Source organism: Paenarthrobacter sp. TRD_SC_7 (genome assembly GCF_056156245.1).
In genome coordinates this window covers 3833232-3852525 of the sequence record NZ_CM149587.1, presented here as the reverse complement: position 1 = coordinate 3852525, position 19294 = coordinate 3833232, and the positions used below count along the sequence as shown (strand labels likewise).

Genomic DNA, 19294 nt, shown 5'->3' with positions numbered 1-19294 from the left:
CGTGGCCAGCACCGCAAGTTCCAACCTCACCGTCACCACTATCTCCCTGACAATGGCCGAGCTCGGCCCTCTCAATCCCTTGCCGGTGGTGGCAGCCGAACTGGACCAGCCTTACACGGTGGGCGAGGGTGTTCCTGAGGAGCTCCAGGCGTCGGCCCGCTATGGAGTGGTGCCCAACGTTTACCCGTACCTCATGCAGGACGGTTACAGCCGCGAGGCGGCACCGAGGGAACTTCCCGCCGTCGTGCTTGAAAACAGCAAGCTCAAGGTGACCGTCATCCCGTCCTTGGGTGGCCGCATCTGGGAGCTGTTCGACAAAAACACCGGTAAGCAGCTCCTTCACACCCACGATGCTCCGCAGCTGGCCAACATTGCGCTGCGCAAGGCGTGGTTCGCTGGCGGACTGGAATGGAATATCGGCACCCGTGGCCATTCGCCCACCAGCTGCGATCCGCTGCATACCGCGATTGTCCACACTCCGGACGGCAATCACATCCTGCGCGTGTGGGAGTACGAGCGGCTGCGGGAAGTGGTGTTCCAAGTGGACATCTGGCTCCCCGCGGATTCGCCTGTGGTGTTCGCCGCGGTCAGGCTGCGGAACCCGAATGATCACGATGTCCCCATGTATTGGTGGAGCAACGCAGCCATCCCGGAAACGGATGGTACTCGGGTCATCGCTCCGGCGGACGAGGCTTTCAGCAGCGACTACGCCACGGACATCACCCGGGTTCGGCCCACTGACCACGAAGGGTATGACGGCACGTGGCTGGTCAACAGCCCGCACGCGGCGGACTTTTTCTTCGACATCGATCCTTCCGAGCGGCGCTGGGTTGTGGCAGCGGACGACGACGGCGATGGGCTGGCCATGCTCTCCACGGGCCTCCTGCGGGGAAAGAAGCTCTTCGTGTGGGGCCAGGGACAGGGTGGCAAACGGTGGCAGGAATGGCTGAGCCCTGGCGCCGGTCCCTACGCCGAAATTCAGGCAGGCCTCGCTCAAACGCAGTTTGAACACTTGGTCATGCCGGCGGGTGCCGAGTGGGCGTGGGTTGAGGCTTACGGGAACGGGCATCTTGATCCGCAGACCTCGCACAGTGGCGACTGGGACGCTGCGGTGGCACACGCCGGCGAGCGTTTGGAACAGCTCCTGCCGCACGAGGAACTCGAAGCCATGCTCCCGGCAGCCGTCGGCAATGCGGACGTCCCGCCGTCGAAAATGCTGCTGCACGGCAGCGGGTGGGGTGTAGTTGAGCGTGCCCGACGGCAGAAAACCGGTAAGGGCTGGGTTGACGAAAGCGGGACCCCTTTCGTGGATGAGAGCGTCACGGCGGAGCAGGAACCGTGGCTCGGGTTGCTGCATGGAAGGACGTTCGACGGCGCACCCAGCTTTGTCGCGGGGGCGGCCTGGGAAGGGTTGCTGGCCGAACAGGACACCCCTGAAGCAAACGTCCACCTGGCCACCATGAAACACGCCCGGCAAGACCTGGACGGCGCGAAGACGTTGTACCGCGAGGTGCTCTCCGCGAGCGAGGTAAGGCCTGGCATCAAGGCGCTCGCGCATCGAGGAATGGGCTTGGCCCTGCTCGCCGAGGGGCAGGAAACGGAGGGACTCGCTGAGCTTCGAAGCGGCGTTGAGGCTGACACCATCAACACAGCCTTGCTCACGGAAGCGGTCACACTCAGCATCCGGCACGGGGACCCTGCCATGGCGCTGGAACTGGTCGAGGGGGCACCCAAGGCGGCTGCCGCCGTCGGACGTTTGAGGTTCCTGAAGGCGCTGGCGCTCGCACGTACGGGAAATGCCGGTGAGGCGGCTGCCATCCTGCGTGCGGGCGTCGAGATTCCAGACCTCCGCGAAGGCGAGGACGCGATCGCGGCGTTGTGGGAAGAAGTGTGCCCCGGAGAACCGGTGCCGGCGGCGTACCAGTTTGGGATGCACTAGCCGTGCCGCGGTGTGGCCTCCGGCATATCCGGGGCTTTCTCTGAAAGCGTGTTCAGGACATCTGACGAGCCGAAACCAAGGAGCACCGATTGATCCCCGAAATTGCAGGACTTCCGCCCCTGGAGTGGACGTCGTCTGCTGGTCACGCCAGCTATGACCAGGCAGAGGGGACGCTGACGCTCACGGCAGCACCCGGCGTGGACTGGACCAACGACTCTCTTGGGGGAGAACCGCAGCATGGTGCCACTGCACTGGGCTTCAGGGCTCCTGCGGCTTTCTCGCTGTCGGCGAGGGTCTTGGTGGCCTCCCCAAGGACAACGTTCGACGCCGGCGTGTTGAGTTTGTGGGCGGACAGCGACCACTGGGCCAAGCTGTGCTTCGAGTATTCACCGCAGGGTGAGGCGATGGTGGTCAGCGTGGTGACCAATACCTATTCCGATGATTCCAACGGGCCTGTAGTCACTGCTCCATGGGTCTACCTGCGTGTGAGCAGGGTGGGGCCGGGCTGGGCGTTTCACTCGTCACCGGATGGCCGGGAGTGGTCCTTCGTCCGACTGTTCAGGCTGGACACCGAGAAGCCGGTGCACGTCGGGTTCCTGTCGCAGGCGCCCATGGGTGAGAGCTGCGAGGCACGCTTTGACGCTATCGAATTGGCGGAAGAACCTCCGGCGGACTTGCGCGACGGGAGCTAGCAGGGCTCCTGAAGGCGGAGTGGCGGGCCTGTTGATATCCAGATGCTTGGTTAATCCAAACAGGGTAAGTTGGCATGGTGATTCCCTCCGTAAAAACTGCCACTGACCGCGCCCCCGGAGTCTCCAAGGAGATCGAGGATGCGGCCTGGTATGTGCTCGGTCCGGCGCTTCACGGGAAACCTTCGGCGCTGGACGGCAGGACACTAACGTGGACCGCGGAAGCCTCGGGCGAGTTGCTGGAACGGCTCGAACGCGGGGTGGAGGACTCCAAAGCCCCCATGATGACCAACCTGCGGCAGAACCTGGAGGGTGCGTCCCGGGAGGCGAAGCTGCTGGCTGTGGAATTGCTGTTCCTGCAATCGTTGCCCCTCGCGCACGAGGTCAAGTCCCTTAGGGTGAAACGCGCCAGGGTTGCCGAGGCTGCGTCCTGGGTTGAACCGCCCATCGAGCTGCCGGAAGAACTCTATGAGGGCATGACGGACCACGGTGTCATTCGGGATCGGACGGCAGAGTTTAACTGGACTATTTGGGATCACTTGAGTTGGCTGTGCCGGTTCGTGGCCCACGTGGACAGCCAAAGCACCGCCACCATCAACCAGGCGCTCTCGGACCCTTTGGCGTTCCACGAACTCGCGGCAGGCACGCCCGAAGACCAGCCGGCCTTGCGCCGCAGCATCGAGTACTTGGTGTGGCCGAGTTACTTTGAACCGGTGGTGGCGGATGTTGAACGCCAGGAGATCCGGGACGCTTTTGCTTCGCTCGTGGGCGGTGCCAAAGGTGATTCGGACGAAGACATCACCGCGGACATCCACCGCATCCGCCTGCACTTGGACGAGCAAGCCGGGCAGCGCATCGACTGGTACGCCCGCCAACTGGTGAGCCAGTGGCGCAAGGTTGGAGATCCTGGTCGACGCTCGTGGCTCCTGCGCACCCATCACGACAATGCGGACCTCCTGGCCGCGTGGGTTGGCGAAGAGAAGGCCACCTTGGACGTGGAGCACCTGCGCGCCCTCACCGCAGGCGTCACGGCAGGTGTGGTTCAGCATGCCGTGGACGAGGATTACAAACATCTGGGCTACGTGGAACGGGAAGACACCAAGACAGCTGTCTTTGCTTTCCTGACGGTCATGAAGCCGGGCGACCTCACCCTGTACCAACACGCCGGCCGGGTGCGCGTGGGTGTGGTTCTTGGCGAACCTGAACACCACGAGGACAACCGGCGTTTCCGTCGTAAGGTCCGCTGGTTCGAAGACAGCTACGCCATCCCGGAGCTTCCCCGCCACGCACAGCGGCAGCTCTCCACGCCCGGGATCATCGTGGACGTCACCAGGGTCATCCAAGCCCTGCAGGAGCTACTCCCTGTGGAGGCCGAGACCGACGGTGAGGACGAAGCCCCGCCCACCACGGTCGTCGAGGTTGTCCAGCAAGGCTTCCGCCCCCTGACGGAAGAGTTCGCAGATTCGCTGCACATGGACCTGGAACCACTCAAGGAGATCGCCGAACTCCTCGAAGAGAACCGTCAGTTGGTTCTTTACGGTCCGCCGGGTACCGGGAAGACGTTCCTGGCCAAGCACCTCGCCGCCGAACTCGCAGGCGACAGCACGGACGAACGCGTGAAGCTGGTGCAGTTCCACCCGTCGTACGCGTATGAGGACTTTTTTGAGGGTTACCGCCCGGACAAGACTGACGACGGGCAGGTCTCCTTTAAGCTCGTTGCAGGACCCTTGCGGCGGCTCGCGGAGGAGGCAGCCAAGACGGAGAACGCGCACAAGCCGTACTTCCTGATCATCGACGAGATGAACCGCGCCAACCTGGCCAAGGTCTTCGGCGAGCTCTACTTCCTGCTGGAGTACCGGGATGACCGCATCTACCTGCAGTACAGCCCCAATGAGCCTTTCAGCTTGCCGGACAACCTCTACATCATCGGCACCATGAACACTGCGGACCGCTCCATTGCCATGATGGATGCCGCCATCCGCCGTCGTTTCGCGTTCATTGAGCTGCACCCCAAGGAGGAGCCGATCCGCGGCACCCTGCGTCGCTTCCTCGAAGCCCGCGGGCTGGGTACCCTCAACGCAGACCTGCTGGACGCGCTCAACGACGCGATCGACGATTGGGACAGGGACCTGATGATCGGTCCTTCCTACTTCATGAAGAACGCGGCCCAGAACCCCACTGGCCTGCGCCGTATCTGGAAGTACGAGCTCATGCCGCTCCTGGAGGAGCACTACCACGGACAGCTGAACCGGGCACAGTTGGAGGAACGCTTCGGCCTGGACCAGTTGCTGGGACGTCTTGCAGCACGCTAAAGCCATCCCGCCCAGGCCGGGTCGGGCACCTGTCAGTGCCGGACCTCGGCACATCGTCATGGATGAGCTCTCCCGTGGCGTTGTGGACAAGCTTGATCCCCAATCGGCGGCGTTCATCAACACCAGCGGCCTGGCCAAGGCGTCGCCCATGGGCATGGGCCTCTACAGGATTGAGCCCGTTGGCAAGGTGGGCTCAGTCCGGACCGCCTCAGTGCAGCTGGAAATCCGTCCCAAGGATCGGCTTGGCCTCAGCCGGCTTCTTTTCCTGCTCAGTTACGCCGGGGAACAGGGTTTCCGCGATCATTCAGTGGAGGCCGTGGAGCACCCGGACCTGTGGAGTGCGCTCGCGGAATCGCTCGCTCAGTTGGCAGATAAAGCCCTCAGCCGTGGCGTCCTGCAGGGCTATCTGACCGTGGAAGAATCGCTGCGCACCGTCAAGGGCCGCATTCGTATCTCCGACCAGATCTCCCGACGCCCGGGGATGATGGTGCCTCTGGAGGTTTCCTATGACGAGTTCACGGAGGACATCGCGGAGAACCGGATCCTCCGTGCGGCGTTGGAGCGCATGGGCAAGGTGCCAGGTGTCCGACCCGACGTCCTGAGCCGCTTGCGGCAGCTCAAAGGAAAGCTCGACGCCGTTACCCGGCTTCAGTCCGGAGCACCGCTGCCGCCGTGGCGCGCCAGCCGGATGAACCTCAGGTATCACGCCGTGCTGCGTCTGTCCGAGGTAATTCTTCGGAACGCTTCCGCCGAGGCGGGCGAGGGCAAGCAGCAAACCGCGTCCTTCGTGGTGGACATGGGCCAGGTCTTCGAAGAATTCGTGGGTACTGCCCTGAGGTCCGCCATGAGCGCGCACCCGGGGGAGATGCGCCTCCAGTACGGTGCCTTGCTCAATGAAGCCGTGCGGGACTCGGACCGCCTGACGGTACGTCCCGACGCCGTCCACTTCCTGGGTGGCCGCCCCGTGGTGGTCTATGACTCCAAATACCAAGCAGCTTCCGACGCCGGTGCCTCCCTGAGCGCCGACCACTACCAGTTGCTGGCGTACTGCACTGCACTCAGGGTTCCCACCGCTTGGCTCGTCTACGCGGGGGCGGGGGAAATGAAGCTCCGCCGCATTCTCAACACGGACATCGACATCGTGGAGTACCCACTGGACCTGTCCCTGACGCCGTCGGAAATCCTGGCCGCCGTAGCTGACTTAGCCGAACAGTCGTGGGGCGAAGTAGTACGCCAAGCTGTGGCGGGCCGGTCGGCGTCGGACTAGCCTGATAACTAAATCTTCACGGATGGAGGCATCATGGCCCGCAAGAAATCGTGGCGCGATATGACCAAAGGCCAACGGATCATGCTGTTGGTTAGTGGCGCGGTGAATATGGCCCTTTTGGGTGCTGCGCAGAGAAGCATCGGCAAGACCCCGGACGATCAGATCCGCGGCAAGAAAGCCATCTGGCGCGCGGTCTCCTTCATCAACTTCTTCGGGCCCGTCAGCTACTTCCTGTTCGGCCGCCGTCGGGATGCAGAGATGGGCAAAGCGGCAGCTGAACGCTGAAGCTCAGGCGGGCATCTTCACCGTAAAAGTGGTGCCCCGGCCTGGTTCGCTTTCCAGCGTGATGGTCCCGCCGTGCGCTTCAACAATGGCTTTGCTGATGGGAAGCCCAAGGCCAACGCCGGGAATGGTGCTGTTGCGGACGCCGCCGGCGCGGAAGAACTTGGTAAAGGCCTCCGCCTGCTCCTCTTCGTTCATCCCCATGCCTGTGTCCTTGACCCGGCAGAAAACAAAGTCCTGGTCCTCCCACGCCGCTACTTCCACGTCCCCGCCGTCGGGGGAGTATTTGATGGCGTTGGACACCAGGTTGTCCAGTACCTGCGCAATCCTTGATGAGTCAACGTGCGCTTCCAACGCTTCGGGGAGATCCACGGAGAGCCGGATGCCGGCCTTCGCTGCGCGTGGTTCTGCAGAGTTGACGCTGCCCCGCACCAGCTCGGCCACGTCCACGGCGTGCGGCTGAATGACCATCTGGCCCGACCGCACGGCCAGGAGGTCCGAGACAAGGGTCAGCAGCCGCTCGGCATTGCGCCTGACAATATCGAGTTGCTTGCGGGCCCGGGCATCAAGAGCGTCCGGCTCGTCCAGGATGAGCTCGACGTAGCCCAGGATGGACGTCAACGGGGTACGGAATTCGTGGGAGACATTGGCAACGAAGTCGTCCTTGGCAGCCAGTGCATTCACCAGGTCCGTGACGTCGCTGAACACCACCACCGAACCGGCGAACTTCCCGGCGTCGTCCACCATGGGGCGTGCGCTCGCAGTGAACGCGCGTTGATCGCTTCCCGAGCCCAGCCATACCAACTGGTCGGTGAACCTTTCGCCCAGGACAGCACGACGCACCGGTCGGCGGTCCGCGGGCATCGGCGTGGTCCTGTCCGTGTCGAAGACCAGTAATTGGGATTCGTTGGGATCGTCATTACCGGGGGGAGTGGCCAAGGCATGTGTTTGGCGTTGGCGTCGGTTCATGAGGATGTCGTGCCCCTCGCCATCAACAGCCACCACGCCCAATGGCAGGGCTTCCATGACAGTGTTGAGAAGGCGTTCCTGCTTGGTGCTGACGTCCAGCGCCTCATTGAGTGCCTCGTCTTTTTGCTCCAATGCGCGTTGCTGGCGCACCATGCTCAGTGTCAGGACGCTGACGGAAACTCCAATGCCCAGCATGAGGATGGGAAACAGGAAGGGCTTGGTGAAGTCTTGTTCGCTGAGGGTACCGCGCACGAATAGGGGTACCCAGACGATGCCCAACGGTCCAAGGAACGACATGGCTATGGCGAGCTTCGGGTACAACCCTGAAGCGCATAACCAAATCACGGGCAGTACCACCAGGACACTGAGGCCGGTGATGGATTCCACGGCACCTTCGCGTGCGAAACCGATGGAGATCATGTCCAGGATGGGGATGGTGAGGAAGCTGGCGAACGGCAGCCGGTGCCACGGCACAATAATGCACAGTGCCAGGAGGAGTGCTTGGCTCAGCAAGAAAATGAGGAACAGCGGATTCTCAAGTGTGGCAGGGAAATACAGCCAGACCAGGATGGCTGAAATACAGACACACACGGACAACGGCAGCTGGCTGAGGACAACGCGCATACGCAGGGTATGTTCGTGGAACGAGCGCTTAAAGACCAGTAGTTTCTTCTTTTCACCAATATCCCAAGTTGAAGGGTGGGTCATGGCACATCCACCAAAGATGCGGAAGAAAGTCGGTTCATGAGATCAGCCTAACCATAATGGATATACTTCTGGGGTTATCGAAGGGGCTGAGGGGCAGCGATGAGTGAAGCACGTGTGGGGCTGGTCATTGAAGATGACCAGGATATCCGGGAATTGGTACGCGTAGTTCTATCCCAGGCGGGATTTGATGTACACGTCGCGTCCACGGGATCCGCAGGCGTGACATCGGCCCGTGAGCTGAATCCGGATGTTATTACTTTGGATCTGGGGCTTCCCGATATTGATGGTTTCGAGGTAGCGCGCCAGATCCGGAAGTCTTCAGACGCCTACATCATCATGTTGACGGCACGCGCCGAAGAGCTGGACACCCTCATGGGTCTCGAAGCCGGCGGCGACGACTACCTCACCAAGCCTTTCCGTCCCCGGGAACTGCGCGCCCGTGTTGAAGCCATGATGCGAAGGCCCCGCGCGTCGTCGGAATCCAAGAACGTGCCGGCAGAAGTGGACCCCGAAGTGAGCCACAACGGCCTGGCCGTTTCTGCCGGTTCCCGCACGGCGGTCCTGAACGGCACAGAGCTTAGGCTGACCCGCACCGAGTTCGACCTCCTGCTCGCATTGCTGGAGACCGGACGGATTGTGCGGACCAAGGCAGACCTCGCGCGTCGCCTCCGCAATGAACCGTACGACGTCGGCAGTTATGTCAGCGACGCAGACGAGCGTGCCGTCGAGGTACATATGGGGAACCTGCGCAAGAAACTTGGCGACAGCATCCAAGCGCCGCGCTGGCTCGAGACGGTCCGCGGCGTCGGTTACCGGCTGGCTCCCTCAAGCAACAACTGAACAAGCCCAACTGGGTCGCAGTAGTGCGCGTTTTGAGCGCTCATAACGCGCACTATTGCGACCTATTTGGGTAAGCCGACGCGCAGAGGCTCTCCAGTTAACGTGAAGATTGTTACGAGAGAGGGGTTTCCAGCTCGTCGATCGTGCCGAAGACGAAGCGATCGATTTCCTTGACCTGAGGGTTCAGCTCATCCAAATGATCGCCACTGGGCAGCAGGCGGATGCTGATTTCCAGCTCCGTCGCGAGGCGGTGCATGCAGATTGCGCCCACCATCTGGCTTGACGTCTTTAGGCTCAGCACTGCATCCATGGCGTCTTCCATGTCCAGTTTTTCCAGTGCCCGATGCAGCCGTGAAACCCGCCACGGCAGCAAGGCTATATAGTTCCGGACGAAGGCGCCGATGATGGCTTGGTCGCCGCCCAGCTCAGCTTGGAGTTCGGTGAGGACAGTGCGATCCACCAGGGCGTCGGTGCACTCGTCATACTCAGACACCAAACCCCTCCTGCCGCCAAACAATAGATTCACGATTCAACAGTAGGACCCGTGGAACTTCCGCAGCGCCATAAAACCAAAGATTGATCCAATCTTGAGCGGACTCAGAGGCACTCTTGATCTCCGCCCAACACAGTGGTGAAAAGCAGATCTGGGTGTTTCCAGTCTGAATCAGGAGACGGGAAACAACATGGATAGCGGTGCTCGCCCGTCACCGGGCCTCATGCTCATCATCGTGGTCTGCATGACCGTCCTGTTGGGGATTGGCGGGTCGGCTGCCTTCACGCTGTGGCAGCAGAACTCCCACACCGGTGTCACAGATCAACCCGTGGAGTCCGCGCCGACCACCACCACCGCACCTTAGTGCGCCACTGATTCCAGAAACGCCGTGAGTCGGTCCTCGAGCATTGATCTGTCCCCAAGTTCGCACTCCCACACCGTGAGCACCTGCCAGCCAGCAGCCTCCAACTGCGCCCGCTGCAGCGCGTCCCTTTCGCGGGTGCGGGTTCGCTTGGTTGCCCAGAACTCCGCGTTCGCTGCTGGAGCATGTTGCCCTGCTTTGCAGTCATGGAAATGCCAGAAGCAGCCGTTGACGAAAATGACCTTGTGCCGGCCCGCGAACACCAGATCCGGGCGGCCGGGAAGCTTCGTCGCTCCGGCCTGTCCGTGCAGCCGGTACCGGTAGCCTTTCGCGTGCAGGAGTTTGCGGACCAGCAGCTCAGGTTTGGTGTTCTTCCCACGGATTTTGGACATGTTGCGACTGCGCTGCTCCCGCGTCAAAAGGTCCCGGCTCCCGGCCATACATCCAGCCTACCCAGGCTCCACGGTCACTGTTCGGGGTGCCTGGAAGGACAGCAGCCGGATCCAGTCCGGGTTTGAGTCACGCAGCCGGACCCCCTTGAGGGCCGCTGCTGTTTCATGAACGACGACGGCGGCCTCCAGCTCTGCGAGTTTGGCGCCGAGGCAGCGGTGGATCCCGGAGCCGAACGCCAACCCGTAGGGAGTCGGGCCGGAACGGTCACCGCCGGGAAAGCCAGCCCCGGAAGGATCAGCGTTTGCCGCATCGGCGTCGGCTGTTTCGGCCCAGGGGAATCCGTGGTTGCCGGTTAATTCCAGCAGGATCTCCTCACCTGCCGCGATGGGCCGTCCGTCCAAAACGGTGTCCTGGGTTGCCATCCGCCGCCATGTAGGAACGGATGACTCGGTCGCGAGGACGTGCCGGACCAAGCCGCGTGCCTTGAGCCCGGAAGCTGCCTCGCTCCACGAGATGCCCCGGGAGCCCTCCACCAACCGGAACAGGGTGGTGCTGATGAGTTGGGTGGTGGTCTCTTGCCCGGCGATCAGCAGGAAGTAGCCCAGCGAGCAGATCTCCGGTGTGCTCAGCCCGTGGCGGGCCAGCGCGTTGAACAGGTTGGGGTCAGGCGCGGCCACGGACTCCAGAACCAATTCCCTCAACCAGCGGTAGAAGTCCGCTGCGCTGTGTGCCAATTCGAGTTGACGGTCAGCATCCGGCCAACCCCAGAACAGTTCCAAAGAATCCAGGCTCCACGCCTTCAAAGCAGGCAAGTCGCGGACCGGCAGCCCCAACATTTCCAGCATGACGATAGCGGGGGGATTCGCGGCCACTGCCTGCACCAGGTCCACGCTGCCTTGGGCTTCCAGCAAGCGCATTGCGCGGGCTGCCGATTCCCGGGCCAGGCCGCGAATGCGGGGTTCCATGGCCGTAACTTTGACTGGGGTGAAAAAACCCGCCACCACTTTCCGGATACCGGCATGGGTCTCGGTATCGTTGCTCGCCAGGATAGGCGGCAGCGCAAATCTGGCCTTCTGCAGTATGCGAAGGGCCTGCCCGCTCAACGGAGTTACCGCCAGCAGGGCGTTGGCCGGGCTGAAATCCTGGGGCCGGTGCAGTACTTCCCTCACCAGGTCCGGGCTCCGGAACACCCGGTAAGGACAGCCGCCGGACCCAGGAAGCCCCACTTCGGCAGCCATCGCCGCGCTCATGCCGGCAACCCTTCCAGCCAATCGCATGCTTGAGCGCGGAAAACGGCAGGATCCAGTCCGGAGGCATCGGAAGGTACCGTACCCAGGAACGGAACGGGCCACGACGCGATGGTCGCTCGATTACTGAGCTCCACCGCCCCCGGCGTCGCTGGCCAGCTCCCCAAGACCACCCCCACCACCGGTAGGGCCCTGGTGTCCAATGCCTCCAGCGTCAGCGCCGTGTGGTTCAACGTGCCCAGCGCCGGCCGTACCACCACGGCAAAACCAGCCATGCCACCAAGGTGCGTGCCTAGGTCAGCCAGCGTCCCGCCGTCGTGGTCCAACTCCACCAGCAACCCACCGGCACCTTCCACCAGCACGTGGTCATGGCGGACAGACAACTCACGGATCCGCCGGACATGGGCGGCGAGAAGCGGCAACGTGACCTCATCCAGCGCGGCGGCAGCGACGGGAGCCATGGGCTCTTCAAGAACGACGCCGGCTTCCGCCGTCAGCGGATCCGCCAACCTCACCACCTCGGCGCAGTCAGAATCACCCAGCACATTTCCGCTTTGGCATGGCTTGTAGACGGCAACTGAACGGCCGCGTCCGTGAAGCGCGGCGGTGAGGGCCGCCGTCGTGATGGTCTTTCCGACGCCGGTATCGGTACCGGTGACCAGGATGACGGGAGGCAGTTTCATGATGTTCTTTCCAGGATGATGCGCAACGTTGCGCAGGCTTGCTCGATGTCGCCGGGTGTGAGGGTGGCCCGCGCCGTGAGGCGAAGGCGGGACACCCCATCCGGGACGGACGGTGGACGGAAGCACCCCACGCTGACGCCCGCCCCGTGTGCCGCTTTGCTGGCTGCGAGGGCAGCTTCGGCGGACGGCATAGGGATGGACTGGACTGCTCCAGCGGAACGGTCGACGGCGGTGCCGAGCCTCTCCAGCGCGGGTCGCAGTTGGGCAACCAAGGCGGCTGCATTGTGGTGGACAGCCGCGGCTCGCCACGGCTCGCCCCTGATGACGCCGATGGCTGCGAGAGCGGCGGCTGCCGCTGGGGGAGTCAACGCGGTGTCGAAGATGAAGCTTCTGGCCCGGTTTACGAGGTGCTCCCTGATCAGGGATGAGCCGAGGACAGCGCCGCCTTGGCTGCCGAGCGCCTTGGAGAGGGTGGCGGTGACGATCACGTTGGGATGTCCTACCAACCTGGTTCCTGCGACGGCGCCGTGCCCGGCATTGGGCCCGTTGCCCGTGACGCCCAAGCTGTGGGCTTCGTCAATCAGCAGCATGGCGTCGTGTGCTTCCGCCAGCTGCAGGAGTTCCGGAAGCGGTGCCGCATCCCCGCCCACGCTATAGATGGACTCCACGGCGATGAGCGCCCGCGGCTGGGTACGGTTGGCCAGTTTCTCCGCCGCGTCCTCCGCGCTGTTATGCCTGAAATTCCTCAGCTCGGAGCGACTCAACCGAAAGCCGTCGATTAACGAGGCATGGCATTGCTCGTCGGCCACCATCAACGTCCCTGGTCCGCCCAAGGCAGTGGTGACGCCGAGGTTCGCGAGGTAACCGGAGGAAAAGACCAAAGCTGCGTCCGTCCCTACCAGCTCAGCCAGTTCGTGCTCCAACTCCAGGTGCAGTTCGGTAGTGCCCGCCACCAAACGCGAGGACGTGGCGCCGGTGCCCCACTTCACGATGGCTTCCCGCGCCGCATCGGCGAGCCTGGTATCAGTGGCCAAGCCGAGGTAGTCGTTGCCGGCGAGATCAATCATCCCGTCGTCCACCCCACGGACCTGCGGCGTCCGCACCAAGCCCCGGCGCTCGCGGACCCGGGCTTGCTCCTGCAGCCACCGGGTCATTGCGATGCTCACGCAGCCACCCTTCGTTGGGAGGTTTCCGCCACGGCAGCCACCATTGCTGAGGCCATCACGCCCACTTCGGTGGCGGAACTGATGTAGGGCGGCATCGCGTAGACGAGGTTCCTGAACGGGCGTACCCACACTCCGCGTTCGACGGCGGCGCGCGTCACCGCAGTGACGTCCACTGCGTCTGTTAACTCAATGACTCCTACAGCGCCGAAAGCGCGGACGTCCGCAACGGCGTCGAGCTTCAACGCAGGAGCCAAGCCGGTCGCGAGACCGGCGCCAACGCGTGACACGTCCTCACGCCAAGCGCCCGTGGCGAGGATGCCGAGGCTTGCGTTCGCCGCAGCGCATGCGAGGGGATTGGCCATGAAGGTGGGCCCATGCAGGAGTGCCCCCGCTTCGCCTGCGGAAACGGTGCGGGCAACCTCGTCTGTGCACAGCGTCGCAGCGAGCGTGAGGTACCCGCCGGTGAGCGCCTTGCCGACGCACAGAATGTCCGGGACAACGCCCGAATGATGCGAGGCAAAGAGTTCTCCGGTTCGCCCGAAGCCCGTGGCGATCTCATCCAAGATCAGCAGCAAACCGTGATGGTCCGCGATGTCGCGCAGGATCCGCACGCACTCGGCCGCGTACATGAACATGCCGCCGGCGCCTTGCAGCATTGGCTCCACGATAATTGCAGCGAGTTCGTTGGAATGCTGCCCGGCCAGCTCTTCCACGGTTGCCCGCCACTGCTCGATGGCTGCTGAGTCGGTTGCTGCCGGGGTGGCCGTTGCAGCCGCAGGCGGGCGCGGTGCAAACACGTTGCCCGCCAGCAGCCCCGGGAAGGACGAATGCATGCCGTCCACAGGATCGCAGACGCCCATGGCCGCGAACGTATCCCCGTGGTAACCGCCCCGGATGGTCAGGAAACGCTGCCGTTTGGGCCGGCCGCCCGCCGTTTGGAATTGCACAGCCAGTTTGAGGGCGACCTCCACGGAGATGGAGCCCGAATCTGCCAGGAAGACGCGTTCCAGACTTCTGTCCGGTTCGCCCGGTGCCATTGTCAGCAGTCTTTCCGCGAGTTCCACGGCAGGTTCATGGGTGAGCCCGCCGAACATCACGTGGCTGAACCTGGTGAGCTGTCTTTGGATGGCGGCGTCCATGATGGGGTTCCGGTAGCCATGGATCACCGACCACCACGACGACATCGCATCCAGCACCTCATGCGTCCGCCCCTCTTCATCGCGCAGGTGCAGCGCCACGCCGTCGGCCGCTTCCACTTCCCACAATGGCAGCGTCGCCGAGGCCGGCGCGTACGGGTGCCACAACGCAGCGCGGTCGCGCTCGATCAGCGAGCTCATGACATCAGCCTTCCGTGCCGGGAACACTCCGCAGCCCACCCCATCGGTGTGACCTGCACCTTCATGCGTCGTTTGCACTGCGGGCAAAAGCGCGGAGGCTCCATCGACAGGCGCTGTTGGCAGCTGTGGTGGGTGTCCGACGTCGAGCCGTCACCGCTGCCGTCGTCGTCACCGCCGCAGTGCCCGCAAAAGTGCTGTGAGACTGCGGTGGTCACAGCGACTTCTGGAATTCCTTGATGGGCATGTTGAGCTCCATCAGGAGGTTCAGGTCGGCGTTGGCGGGGCGACCCAGCGTGGTGAGGTAGTTGCCCACGATCACAGCGTTGATGCCGCCGAGCAGGCCCTCGCGGGTTCCGAGGTCGCCGAGGGTCAACTCGCGGCCGCCCGCGTAACGGAGCACAGTGCGTGGCATCGCGAGCCGGAATGCGGCGATGGCACGGAGGGCGTCCTTGCCGTCCATGATGCCTTGGTTCTCCAAGGGCGTGCCGGGGCGGGGGTTGAGGAAGTTCAAAGGGACTTCGTGCGGTTCAAGGGCTGCAAGCTGGGCGGCCAGTTCCGCCCGTTGCGCCACGGATTCGCCCATGCCGATCAGCGCCCCGCAGCACAGTTCCATCCCGGCAGCCTTGACCATGGCACAAGTCTCCAGGCGCTCCTCATAGCTGTGGGTCGTAACGACCTCGGGGAAGTAGCTGCGGGCTGTTTCAAGGTTGTGGTTGTAACGGTGCACGCCCCACTCGGCCAACTGGTCCACTTGGCGTTGCGTGAGCATGCCCAGGGAGCAAGCGATGTTGATGTCCACTTCTTCTTTGATGCGGTCGATCGCGAACTTGATCTGGTTCATGAGTTTGATGTCCGGGCCCCGGACTGCCGCGACGATGCAGAACTCGGTGGCACCCGTGGCGGCGGTTTCCTTGGCGGCCTTGACGAGCTCGGGGATGTCCAGCCACACGCCGCGAACGGGGGAGTCGAACAAGCCGGACTGGCTGCAGAAGTGGCAGTCCTCAGGGCAGCCGCCGGTTTTGATGGAGATGATGCCTTCCACTTCCACATCTTCGCCGCAGTGCTTGAGGCGAACCTCGTGGGCGAGTTGCAGGGCTGCGGGGATGGCGTCGTCTGGAAGCTCGAGGATTTCCATCAGTTGGGACTCGTTCAGGCCTTCGCCCCGTTCGAGGACCTGCTGGCGGGCGGTTTCCAGGATCGCGTAGGCAGCGTGTTCCTGACTTGCTTGAGGTGTTGGGGTTGTTTGGGTGGTCATGTCCTTGACGGTATCCGTGCTGGTGACGCGCGATTTTGTGGGGTGCGTACAAACGGCGCTGACTGATTTTGGAGCTGAATGCGCGTGGCAGCCGATACAGAAGTTACAGCTGTGAAACATGCACGTGACTGAATTGACGCGCTGCATGACTAGCGTCGTGGGCGAGGCACAGTCCCCGACGAAAGCGACTACGAATGAGCGACGACAAGACAAGTACCGCAACACTGGAGCCGACGACGGCGGCAGGCACCGCCGTCGGAATCGGCACTTCGGGGGCACCCGCGGCAGGCAACGCCGACGCAATGAGCGCGGCGAAAGAGAGCCTGGAGGATTACACGCTCCGGTTCGCGCCGCGCTCGTACCGCAAGTGGAGTGCCGGGGTTGTTGCGACGAGTGCGCTGGGTGGGATCGCCTACCTGGCGGACTTCTCGATCGGCGCGAACATTGGAATCGCTTACGGAACAGTGAACGCAATTTTTGGCATCATTGTGGCAGCAGTGATCATTTTCGCCACGGGTTTCCCGCTGGCGTACTATGCAGCCCGCTACAACATTGACCTGGACCTCATCACCCGCGGCTCAGGATTTGGCTACTACGGCTCAGTGGTCACCAACATCATCTTTGCCACCTTCACTTTCATTTTCTTCGCCCTCGAAGGCTCCATCATGGCCCAAGGGCTGCAGTTGGGTCTCGGCATCCCACAGTGGATCGGTTACGCGGTGTCCACCGTCATCATCATTCCGCTGGTGATTTACGGAATGAAGACTTTGGCTACTTTGCAGGTGTGGACTACGCCCCTGTGGCTGCTGCTCATGGTGGTTCCGGTGGGCTATCTGCTCCTGTCCCACCCCGAGAGCATCGAGGCCTTCTTCGCTTTCACCGGCGCTTCCGGCGAGGGTGGCCCCAACCTCGCTTCGGTGATGCTGGCCGCAGGTGTCTGCCTGTCCCTGATGGCGCAGATCGCTGAACAGATCGACTACCTTCGCTTCATGCCGCCCAAGACGGCCGAAAACAAGGGTGCTTGGTGGCGCGCCGTGATCCTCGCCGGACCGGGCTGGGTCATCTTCGGTGCGATCAAGCAGATCATCGGCCTGTTCATCGCGATCTACCTCATCGCCAAGCTCGACCCCGCTGCTGCCGTCCACGCTAACGAACCCGTCCACCAGTTCCTGGGCGTCTACGAAGAGATGATGCCCGCATGGCTCGCAATGACCTTGGCAGTGGTGCTGGTGGTCATTTCGCAGATCAAGATCAACGTCACCAACGCGTACTCAGGCTCGCTAGCTTGGACCAACTCCTTCACCCGCATCACCAAGACCTACCCGGGCCGCATGGTGTTCGTGGTGGTCAACCTGGTCATCGCGCTGATCCTGATGGAGTCGAACATGTTCGAGTTCCTCAACACGATCTTGGGTTTCTACGCCAACTGCGCCATGGCCTGGGTTGTCACGGTTGCCTCTGATATCGCGATCAACAAGTACCTGCTGAAGATCTCGCCCAAAGTCCCGGAGTTCCGCCGCGGGATGCTCTACGCCGTGAATCCCGTGGGGTTTGTGTCCATGCTCGTCTCTGCCGGGGTATCCATCGCAGTGTTCTTCGGGGCGTTCGGTGCAGTTGTCCAGCCGTTCTCACCAATCTTCGCCGTGGGCTTGGCTTTGGTGCTGCCGCCCGTGCTGGCTTTGCTGACCAAGGGCCGCTACTACCTTCGCCGGACCGACGACGGCATCGACCTCCCCATGTTCGACGCAGAGGGAAACCCCAGCGACGAGAAGCTGCTCTGCCACGTCACCGGGCTTGAGTTCGAACGCCCGGACATGCTCCGCTCAGCCCAGGACGGACCCGACGGCGAACCCTTGTTCATCTCGTCCCTCGCCTTGTCCACGGATAAGTCTGGCGAGCTGGTGCTGCCTGCCCAAAAGTAGGTCCCCTGACCCAAGTAAGTAGCAGTTAAGCGCGTTTTGAGTCGTCATAACGCGCACAACTGCTACTTACTTGGGTGCACGCAGAACGCCCCGGGTTCCTTTTCGGGAGCCGGGGCGTTCGCGGGTGTTTTTCGTTCAGTGTGTGCTGTGGTGCCTACTTGTCGAAGGCGTCCTTCGCGGTGTCCTTGACGTTCTCGCCCGCCTGCTTGGTCTTGGCAGCCGCTTGATCAGCGACACCTTCGGCCTGCAGCTTCTCGTTGTTGGTGGCGTCTCCCAAGGCTTCCTTCGCCTTGCCGGAAACTTCTTGTGCCTTGTTGCTGATCTTGTCTCCGAGTCCCATGGGCCCTCCTTCGATGTAATCCAACACTGACGATTGCTAGGCTAACGAGCAATTCTGGGTACTTCCTGAACGGCGCAAAATTGTAAGCATGCTTACACTGTGAGCATGGCTGAGGAGACCCGCGACGAAAAAACGGAGCAAACCGACCTTGACGAGGACATCGCCATGGCGTTGGTGAACCACGTCATCAACACTCCGGACGATTCCGAGGGCACGGATCCGAGGACCAAGTATCCGTCCGAAGAATTCGAGCCGCAGACCCAGGACTATCCCGGGTGGACCGAGGGCATGAATCCCCGGCCTGATCACGGCGAGCAAAGCTATATGGGACACCACCGAATGATGGGCATGCGGGCATTGATCACTGGCGGTGACAGCGGGATCGGCAGGGCGGTGGCCATTGCCTACGCCCGCGAAGGCGCAGATGTTGCCTTCACTTACCTCCCCGAAGAAGAACAGGACGCCGAGCAAACCGTCCAGCTCATCGAAGACGCCGGCAGCAGGGCCTTGGCATTGCCCGGCGATTTGCAGGACGAGGAATTTTGCCAGGAAGTCATCGCCCAAACTGTGGCCGAATTCGATGGGCTCAACGTCCTGGTGAACAACGCGGGCTACCAGATGACCACGAGCCACGGCATCGAGGACCTCAGCAGCGAACAATTTGACAGGACGTTCAAAACCAACGTCCATGCGTTGTTCTGGCTTACCAAGGCCGCCTTGCCGCACATGAAGCCCGGCGCCGCAATCATCAACACTTCTTCCATCCAGGGTTACCATCCGAGTCCGTCGCTGATCGACTATGCAGCCACCAAAGCAGCCATCAACAGCATGACCTTCTCTTTGGCAGAGTCACTCGGACCCAAGGGGATCCGGGTCAATGCTGTGGCTCCGGGTCCCGTGTGGACACCCCTGCAGCCGCCCACGCAGCCCGCGGAAAAGATCGAAAAGTTCGGCCAGGACACTCCACTTGGCAGGGCGGGGCAACCTGCCGAACTCGCCGCCACCTACGTCCTCCTGGCAACTGAGGAATCCAGCTACATCTCCGGATCCGTCATCGGTGTGACCGGTGGAAAGCACTTGGCCTAGGGGAG

Annotated in this window: 19 protein-coding genes; 9 read left to right on the top strand and 10 right to left on the bottom strand. The window is 62.6% G+C overall.

Annotated elements, in window-relative coordinates:
- The first annotated feature begins 1 nt into the window (after position 1).
- From AC0J5Z_RS18360 to AC0J5Z_RS18340, 5 genes are all read left to right on the top strand, one after another.
- The gene (locus AC0J5Z_RS18360) at positions 2 to 1939 is read left to right on the top strand and encodes a DUF5107 domain-containing protein (protein WP_475035175.1); all 1938 of its coding nucleotides are present in this window, start codon (positions 2 to 4) and stop codon (positions 1937 to 1939) included.
- A gap of 89 nt (positions 1940 to 2028) precedes the next feature.
- Complete coding sequence (locus AC0J5Z_RS18355; RefSeq protein ID WP_475035172.1) at positions 2029 to 2631, top strand: DUF1349 domain-containing protein; 603 nt, start codon at positions 2029 to 2031, stop codon at positions 2629 to 2631.
- A gap of 74 nt (positions 2632 to 2705) precedes the next feature.
- A complete protein-coding gene (locus AC0J5Z_RS18350) occupies positions 2706 to 4940 on the top strand; it encodes an McrB family protein (RefSeq protein ID WP_475035170.1) in 2235 nt (744 codons plus the stop codon).
- 58 nt (positions 4941 to 4998) lie between these two features.
- Positions 4999 to 6207, top strand: a complete 1209-nt coding sequence (locus tag AC0J5Z_RS18345) for a 5-methylcytosine restriction system specificity protein McrC (RefSeq protein WP_475035168.1) — start codon at positions 4999 to 5001, stop codon at positions 6205 to 6207.
- Positions 6208 to 6240: 33 nt separating this feature from the next.
- Positions 6241 to 6492, top strand: coding sequence for a PLD nuclease N-terminal domain-containing protein (locus AC0J5Z_RS18340; RefSeq protein ID WP_475035166.1), 252 nt, complete (start codon positions 6241 to 6243; stop codon positions 6490 to 6492).
- 3 nt (positions 6493 to 6495) lie between these two features.
- Here the strand turns inward: AC0J5Z_RS18340 and AC0J5Z_RS18335 are convergent, their stop codons facing one another.
- Positions 6496 to 8166, bottom strand: a complete 1671-nt coding sequence (locus AC0J5Z_RS18335; protein WP_475035164.1) for a sensor histidine kinase — start codon at positions 8164 to 8166, stop codon at positions 6496 to 6498.
- Between the two features lie 99 nt (positions 8167 to 8265).
- Between AC0J5Z_RS18335 and AC0J5Z_RS18330 the strand changes: the two genes are divergently transcribed.
- The gene (locus AC0J5Z_RS18330; RefSeq protein ID WP_475035162.1) at positions 8266 to 9006 is read left to right on the top strand and encodes a response regulator transcription factor; all 741 of its coding nucleotides are present in this window, start codon (positions 8266 to 8268) and stop codon (positions 9004 to 9006) included.
- 112 nt (positions 9007 to 9118) lie between these two features.
- Here the strand turns inward: AC0J5Z_RS18330 and AC0J5Z_RS18325 are convergent, their stop codons facing one another.
- Entirely contained in the window at positions 9119 to 9499 is a 381-nt protein-coding gene (locus AC0J5Z_RS18325) for an Hpt domain-containing protein (RefSeq protein ID WP_475035159.1), read from the bottom strand.
- 190 nt (positions 9500 to 9689) lie between these two features.
- On the opposite strand from AC0J5Z_RS18325, the gene AC0J5Z_RS18320 reads away from it, so the two are divergent.
- The gene (locus tag AC0J5Z_RS18320; RefSeq protein WP_475035156.1) at positions 9690 to 9863 is read left to right on the top strand and encodes a hypothetical protein; all 174 of its coding nucleotides are present in this window, start codon (positions 9690 to 9692) and stop codon (positions 9861 to 9863) included.
- On the opposite strand, the gene AC0J5Z_RS18315 is transcribed toward AC0J5Z_RS18320, so the two are convergent.
- Genes AC0J5Z_RS18315 through bioB form a run of 7 tightly spaced genes read right to left on the bottom strand, consistent with a single transcriptional unit; the run spans position 9860 to position 15941 of the window.
- Positions 9860 to 10300, bottom strand: a complete 441-nt coding sequence (locus AC0J5Z_RS18315; protein WP_475035154.1) for a very short patch repair endonuclease — start codon at positions 10298 to 10300, stop codon at positions 9860 to 9862. The two genes, AC0J5Z_RS18320 and AC0J5Z_RS18315, sit on opposite strands and share 4 nt — an antisense overlap.
- A 9-nt stretch (positions 10301 to 10309) precedes the next feature.
- Positions 10310 to 11503, bottom strand: a complete 1194-nt coding sequence (locus tag AC0J5Z_RS18310) for a cytochrome P450 (protein WP_475035152.1) — start codon at positions 11501 to 11503, stop codon at positions 10310 to 10312.
- Positions 11500 to 12183, bottom strand: a complete 684-nt coding sequence (bioD, locus tag AC0J5Z_RS18305; RefSeq protein ID WP_475035150.1) for a dethiobiotin synthase — start codon at positions 12181 to 12183, stop codon at positions 11500 to 11502. Before bioD ends, AC0J5Z_RS18310 begins: the two co-directional genes overlap by 4 nt.
- Complete coding sequence (locus AC0J5Z_RS18300; RefSeq protein WP_475039776.1) at positions 12180 to 13337, bottom strand: 8-amino-7-oxononanoate synthase; 1158 nt, start codon at positions 13335 to 13337, stop codon at positions 12180 to 12182. The genes bioD and AC0J5Z_RS18300 overlap by 4 nt, the downstream gene beginning before the upstream one ends.
- An 8-nt stretch (positions 13338 to 13345) precedes the next feature.
- The gene (gene bioA, locus AC0J5Z_RS18295) at positions 13346 to 14686 is read right to left on the bottom strand and encodes an adenosylmethionine--8-amino-7-oxononanoate transaminase (protein ID WP_475035147.1); all 1341 of its coding nucleotides are present in this window, start codon (positions 14684 to 14686) and stop codon (positions 13346 to 13348) included.
- Complete coding sequence (gene bsaP / locus AC0J5Z_RS18290) at positions 14683 to 14901, bottom strand: biotin synthase auxiliary protein BsaP (RefSeq protein WP_475035145.1); 219 nt, start codon at positions 14899 to 14901, stop codon at positions 14683 to 14685. Before bsaP ends, bioA begins: the two co-directional genes overlap by 4 nt.
- Positions 14898 to 15941, bottom strand: a complete 1044-nt coding sequence (gene bioB / locus AC0J5Z_RS18285; RefSeq protein ID WP_475035142.1) for a biotin synthase BioB — start codon at positions 15939 to 15941, stop codon at positions 14898 to 14900. Before bioB ends, bsaP begins: the two co-directional genes overlap by 4 nt.
- Positions 15942 to 16135: 194 nt before the next feature.
- On the opposite strand from bioB, the gene AC0J5Z_RS18280 reads away from it, so the two are divergent.
- Entirely contained in the window at positions 16136 to 17863 is a 1728-nt protein-coding gene (locus AC0J5Z_RS18280; RefSeq protein ID WP_475035140.1) for a purine-cytosine permease family protein, read from the top strand.
- Positions 17864 to 18017: 154 nt separating this feature from the next.
- On the opposite strand, the gene AC0J5Z_RS18275 is transcribed toward AC0J5Z_RS18280, so the two are convergent.
- Positions 18018 to 18203, bottom strand: a complete 186-nt coding sequence (locus tag AC0J5Z_RS18275; protein WP_475035138.1) for a CsbD family protein — start codon at positions 18201 to 18203, stop codon at positions 18018 to 18020.
- A gap of 105 nt (positions 18204 to 18308) precedes the next feature.
- Here AC0J5Z_RS18275 and AC0J5Z_RS18270 point away from each other — a divergent pair, with 105 nt between their 5' ends.
- Entirely contained in the window at positions 18309 to 19289 is a 981-nt protein-coding gene (locus AC0J5Z_RS18270) for an SDR family oxidoreductase (protein ID WP_475035136.1), read from the top strand.
- The last annotated feature ends 5 nt before the right edge of the window (positions 19290 to 19294 follow it).

What these genes read in the sequence shown, in the direction of transcription:
- AC0J5Z_RS18350 (WP_475035170.1), top strand. Translation starts at nt 2,706, where the DNA reads ATGGTGATTCCCTCCGTAAAAACTGCCACTGACCGCGCCCCCGGAGTC.
- AC0J5Z_RS18345 (WP_475035168.1), top strand. Translation starts at nt 4,999, where the DNA reads ATGGATGAGCTCTCCCGTGGCGTTGTGGACAAGCTTGATCCCCAATCG.
- AC0J5Z_RS18340 (WP_475035166.1), top strand. Translation starts at nt 6,241, where the DNA reads ATGGCCCGCAAGAAATCGTGGCGCGATATGACCAAAGGCCAACGGATC.
- AC0J5Z_RS18335 (WP_475035164.1), bottom strand. Translation starts at nt 8,166, where the DNA reads ATGACCCACCCTTCAACTTGGGATATTGGTGAAAAGAAGAAACTACTG.
- AC0J5Z_RS18330 (WP_475035162.1), top strand. Translation starts at nt 8,266, where the DNA reads ATGAGTGAAGCACGTGTGGGGCTGGTCATTGAAGATGACCAGGATATC.
- AC0J5Z_RS18320 (WP_475035156.1), top strand. Translation starts at nt 9,690, where the DNA reads ATGGATAGCGGTGCTCGCCCGTCACCGGGCCTCATGCTCATCATCGTG.
- AC0J5Z_RS18315 (WP_475035154.1), bottom strand. Translation starts at nt 10,300, where the DNA reads ATGGCCGGGAGCCGGGACCTTTTGACGCGGGAGCAGCGCAGTCGCAAC.
- AC0J5Z_RS18310 (WP_475035152.1), bottom strand. Translation starts at nt 11,503, where the DNA reads ATGAGCGCGGCGATGGCTGCCGAAGTGGGGCTTCCTGGGTCCGGCGGC.
- bioD (WP_475035150.1), bottom strand. Translation starts at nt 12,183, where the DNA reads ATGAAACTGCCTCCCGTCATCCTGGTCACCGGTACCGATACCGGCGTC.
- AC0J5Z_RS18300 (WP_475039776.1), bottom strand. Translation starts at nt 13,337, where the DNA reads ATGACCCGGTGGCTGCAGGAGCAAGCCCGGGTCCGCGAGCGCCGGGGC.
- bioA (WP_475035147.1), bottom strand. Translation starts at nt 14,686, where the DNA reads ATGAGCTCGCTGATCGAGCGCGACCGCGCTGCGTTGTGGCACCCGTAC.
- bioB (WP_475035142.1), bottom strand. Translation starts at nt 15,941, where the DNA reads ATGACCACCCAAACAACCCCAACACCTCAAGCAAGTCAGGAACACGCT.
- AC0J5Z_RS18280 (WP_475035140.1), top strand. Translation starts at nt 16,136, where the DNA reads ATGAGCGACGACAAGACAAGTACCGCAACACTGGAGCCGACGACGGCG.
- AC0J5Z_RS18275 (WP_475035138.1), bottom strand. Translation starts at nt 18,203, where the DNA reads ATGGGACTCGGAGACAAGATCAGCAACAAGGCACAAGAAGTTTCCGGC.
- AC0J5Z_RS18270 (WP_475035136.1), top strand. Translation starts at nt 18,309, where the DNA reads ATGGCTGAGGAGACCCGCGACGAAAAAACGGAGCAAACCGACCTTGAC.